This window comes from Selenomonas sp. WCT3 (genome assembly GCA_900100835.1).
In the GTDB taxonomy this organism is placed as follows: Bacteria; Bacillota; Negativicutes; order Selenomonadales; family Selenomonadaceae; genus Selenomonas_A; species Selenomonas_A ruminantium_E.
Window position 1 is genome coordinate 1 of the sequence record FNCM01000027.1, and the last position, 4,149, is coordinate 4,149.

General features: G+C 55.6%; 3 protein-coding genes. All 3 read left to right on the forward strand.

The window, feature by feature from the left end; all coding sequences use genetic code 11:
• Positions 1–439 precede the first annotated feature (439 nt).
• The 3 genes from nadA to nadC are packed head-to-tail and all read left to right on the forward strand — an operon-like array spanning position 440 to position 3,857.
• Positions 440–1,348: a quinolinate synthase NadA gene (nadA, locus tag BLQ36_RS13090; protein ID WP_074515997.1), complete on the forward strand. Its 909-nt coding sequence runs from the start codon at positions 440–442 to the stop codon at positions 1,346–1,348.
• Between the two features lie 6 nt (positions 1,349–1,354).
• Positions 1,355–2,998 (forward strand): L-aspartate oxidase, encoded by a 1,644-nt coding sequence (locus tag BLQ36_RS13095; protein WP_074515998.1) that lies wholly within the window; start codon positions 1,355–1,357, stop codon positions 2,996–2,998.
• Positions 2,999–3,017: 19 nt separating this feature from the next.
• Positions 3,018–3,857 (forward strand): carboxylating nicotinate-nucleotide diphosphorylase, encoded by an 840-nt coding sequence (nadC, locus tag BLQ36_RS13100; RefSeq protein WP_074515999.1) that lies wholly within the window; start codon positions 3,018–3,020, stop codon positions 3,855–3,857.
• The last annotated feature ends 292 nt before the right edge of the window (positions 3,858–4,149 follow it).

The following is a 4,149-nucleotide window of genomic DNA, read 5'->3' on the forward strand; positions in this document are numbered from 1 at the left end:
GGTGCCACCTCATCCGCCCCTGACGGGGCACCTTCCCCAGAGGGGAAGGCAGTTTTGTGACGGCTCTAACCTAGGCGGCGGGGGATACAGTACCATAAGCGGAGCCTTGACGTTCCGCGTGAAGCAAGAAATTTTTGCCTGCGTTCTCGTTGGAAAAGCAGTTTCGTCCAAGCGAAGCGCGCTTAACTGTTTTCCAACTCTTAATTAAAAGGCAAAAATTTCTTGTAGCGGGTTGTCACCGGTGAAGCGTTGGTACTGTATCCCCCGCCGCCGGCGATTTGCCGCGAACACGACCTTACGAACTACTCGATAAATGGGAATTTGAGCTGTATTCTCTAGCTTTTTCTTGCCACCAGCAATATTTGTGTTTATAATAACATTGTCTACTGTCATGACAGTAGACAATGTTATTTACTTTACAAAAAAATGGAGCGTTATTATGGAAGATATCATCGACGAAATCATGCGACTGAAAAAGGAGCGCAAGGCGATTATCCTTGCTCATGTCTACCAGCCAGAAGAAATTCAGGAAATTGCCGATTTTACCGGCGACTCCTATGGACTTTCCCGCCAAGCGGCCGAAACCGATGCGGAGGTTATTGTATTTGCCGGCGTCCGCTTCATGGCGGAAACCGCCAACATCCTGTCGCCAGACAAAATCACCCTGCTGCCAGCCGCTGATGCGGGCTGTCAAATGTTCACCAACGCCATCGAGGGACAGGTTCGTCAGGCCAAAATGGACAATCCCCATGCCCTCATCGTCTCCTATGTGAACACGCCGGCTTCGGTTAAAGCCATGAGCGACATCTGCTGTACCTCTTCCAATGCTGCCGCTGTTGTCGCCTCTCTTCCCAAAGACAAAGAAGTCATTTTCGTCCCGGACCGCAATCTCGCCTCCTGGGCCGAAGAGCAGTGCAACCGCTCCCTGTTGAAATGGCAAGGAGGCTGTCCTATTCACGGAATGCTTACCGTTACCGATATCCGCATGGCCAAAATAAAATACCCAAACGCCTTAGTTCTCATGCATCCCGAGTGCCGTGCCGAGGTTCGTGAACTGGCCGACTACATCGGCAGCACCAGCGGCATCATAAACTACGCAGAGAAGAGCGAAGCCACAGAATTCATCATTGCCACCGAGGAAGGTGTCCTGTATGAACTGTCCGAGCGCTGCCCAAACAAACAATTTCACCTTGCCTCCCGCCGCCTGCTCTGCACCAACATGAAGAAAACCACCCTGGAAAAAATACGGGATGCCTTAAAAACACTCGAACCACGCATTGTCGTTCCAGACGAGATCCGCGAACGCTCGGCAGCCGCACTGGAAAAAATGCTTGCCATAAAGGGGTAATGAACCATGCAACGATATCTGATGAATTTCAACACCCGCAACATGGAAACCCGCACTACCGAATGCCTGGTAGTCGGTTCCGGCGTTGCGGGCCTTACCGCAGCCGTCCGGCTGGCACGCCGCGGCCACCATGTACTGCTCGCCGTCCGCGATACACTGTCGGATAGCAACACCGCCAAGGCACAGGGGGGGATTGCCGCCGCCTTCGGCAAAGACGACAATCCTGCTCTGCATCTGCAGGATACCCTTACCGCCGGGGCCGGACTAAGCGACGAAGCGGTATCCCATCTCGTAGTAACCGAAGGCCCTGACGACATCCGCTGGCTGGCAGACAACGGCGCTGAATTCGACCGCACTGCAGATGGCAGTCTCGCCCTTGGCCGCGAAGGCTGCCACAGCCGCCACCGCATTGTCCACAGTCACGGCGATGCCACCGGTGCCGAAGTGGCCCGGGCCTTAAATGTACTGGCCGCCACGGAACCCAACATCCGCACCCTGGAAGGCTGCTATATCGTTGACCTGCTTACCCATGAAGGCCGCTGTTATGGGGCCACCGCTCTCTGGCATGGCCGAAAAATCTGCCTGCGCGCCCAGCATATAGTACTGGCCACTGGCGGACTGGGCCGCCTGTTCCTGCACACCACCAACCCGGAAGGTGCCACGGGCAGCGGCGCAGCCCTGGCAGCCCGGGCAGGCGCCGCTTTAGCCGATATGGAATTTGTCCAATTCCATCCCACGGCACTGGCCCTTTCCGGCTGCCCGAATTTCCTGATTTCCGAAGCCGTCCGCGGGGCCGGGGCCCATCTCCTAAATCTTGACGGAAAACGCTTCATGCCAGCCCTTCATCCCATGGCGGAACTTGCCCCACGGGACGTCGTAGCCCGCTGTATCTTCCAGGAAATGACCAAAGCCAATGCCACCCATATCTGGCTGGATGCCCGTCACATCAAAGATGCCGCCAAGCTCTTCCCCATGATTGCCGCCACCTGCCGCGAATACGGCGTGGATATCGAAAAGGATTTAATCCCCATCGCCCCCGCTGCCCACTATATGATGGGTGGCATCGAAACGGACACCTGGGGCCGCACGAATCTAAAAGGCCTCTACGCCTGTGGCGAAGCTGCCTGCACAGGCCTGCAGGGAGCCAACCGCCTGGCCAGCAACAGCCTGCTGGAAGGCTTGGTATTCGGCCGCCGCGTTGCCACCATCATCGGCAAAACGCGCCTGTCCCAAGCGGACAGCGGCCTCTATTGGCAGGAAGAATCCCTTGCCGAAACACCACTGGAATTGGTTGCCGAGGACAGCAGCCTCAGCCAGCAAATCATGAGCCGTTATCTTGGTATCACCCGCAATGCCACGGAACTCGCCTGCGGCGAAGAAAAACTCCGTAACCTTGCCAAGCGCTACGAAGGCTGTGCCGCTCATACCCCGGAGGAACTTGACCTGCGCGCCCGCCTGACCTGCGACCTGCTGATTGTCAAAGCGGCCCTGCGCCGCCAAGAAAGCCGCGGTGCCCATTACCGCAGCGATTTCCCCGAAAAAGACGATGCCTACCGAAAACACTTTAGCGATAAATGGCAGGTATATGATGATGCCAAAAATATAAACGACGAAAAAATAGCGGCAGCTTCCATCGGCTTTGCCCTATAACGAAAGGAACATTTCAGCTATGACCATGTTAGACCTCGATTCCAAAATCATCGCCTGGCTTCAGGAAGATATTGGCAGCGGTGACATCACCAGTCTTGCCACCGTTCCCGAAACGGCTACAGCCCACGCCATCATCCATGCCAAAGACACGGGCATCCTCGCCGGTATCGAGATCGCCCAGCGCGTCTTTACGCTGCTTGACCCCACGATAAAATTCACCGCCCAGCTCGAAGACGGCGCCGAACTCACCCCCGCCTCTGTCATTGCCACCATCGATGGCAAGGCTCGCACCCTGCTGTCCGGTGAGCGGCTGGCACTAAACCTTTTGCAGCACCTGTCGGGGGTTGCCACCCGCACCCATAAACTCGCCGCCATCGCCGCACCCTTTGGCGCCAAACTCGTCGACACGCGCAAGACCACGCCGGGCCTGCGCCTGCTGGATAAATACGCCGTCAAAGTCGGCGGCGGTGCCAATCATCGCCTGGGCCTATACGATGCCATCCTCATTAAGGACAACCACATCCAGGTAGCCGGCGGCATCAAGGAAGCCCTCGACCGGGCCCATGCCTATGCCTCCCATATGACCAAAATCGAAATCGAAGTAGAAGATATCGCAGGCGTCAAGGAAGCCCTCGAAGGCGGCGCCGATGTCATCATGCTGGATAATATGGCCCCGGCCAAGATGGCCGAAGCTGTAAAACTCATCGACCACCGCGCCATTGTCGAAGCCTCCGGCGGCATCGACGAAACCACCCTTGCCGCTGCCGCTCAAAGCGGCGTCGACATCATCTCCGTCGGCGCCCTTACCCACAGCGTCAAAGCCCTTGATATCAGCATGGATATCGGCGAAATCAAATAATCAAAAAGAGACCGTGAAAAATCCCTTTACGGTGACATAAAATACAAAAGCCCCCATAAGTTAGCTAGATTCGTCTAACTTATGGGGGCTTCTGTGAAATTATCCATGCGCTTTTTACAAATTGCAGTTTATCGGTTAGTGCGTTCAAGTTCGAGGCAACTCTTCGCCGCCGCTAGGGGCAGTGCCAACACTACGCGGGAGATATTTTCCTAAACGAAATTTTTATCGTTAATTAAGCATCGGAAAAATCCAAAACGCGCTTCGCTTGGACGGTAGAATTTTTCCGACGAAA